Below are 467 nucleotides of genomic sequence, written 5' to 3'. Positions count from 1 at the left end.
CAACTTATGATCATTTTCCGTCCAGCTTTTGTCTTGGTATTTCACTCTTAAAAAACCTGAGAGTTTTAACTCCCCTAAGTCAGTTTTTGGATCCCCAATGGATAAATCTGCAGCTATAGCAGGTGTAGCCGCGCACCCCAACAGCAACAATGAAACACAATAATTTAAAGCTTTCTTTTGCATTATTTAAATCTCTATACCTGTTGTTAAGTCAAGTGTGTACTGCGGGCTTTTTTGCAAAAGCCCCTGCAGCGCTTCGCTTTAAACGAAGCTAGGAAAATAGGAGAATGAAAATAGAGGATCGATCTATGCCTATTTCGGCATGTATTTCGCAATTTCTTCAGCGCTAGGCGCTTGCAAGTTGTACTTCACCAGCAGCTTGTCAAATTCACCAGACTGTTTCATGGCATCCAAACCTTGGGTGACTTTTTCCAGCATGGCTGTATCTCCCTTACGGATCGCAATAC

General features: G+C 42.0%; 1 protein-coding gene. It reads right to left on the bottom strand.

From position 1 onward, the window contains the following. Positions 1–183, bottom strand: a 183-nt coding sequence (locus EZI54_RS24980) for a hypothetical protein (RefSeq protein ID WP_207389359.1), incomplete at its 3' end; no start/stop codon positions are given. Positions 184–467 lie beyond the last annotated feature (284 nt).

It is taken from the genome of Marinobacter halodurans, from assembly GCF_004327985.1.
Lineage (GTDB): Bacteria > Pseudomonadota > Gammaproteobacteria > Pseudomonadales > Oleiphilaceae > Marinobacter_A > Marinobacter_A halodurans.
Note: the sequence above shows the minus strand (reverse complement) of the source record. Positions and strands in the feature narration are given on the sequence as shown.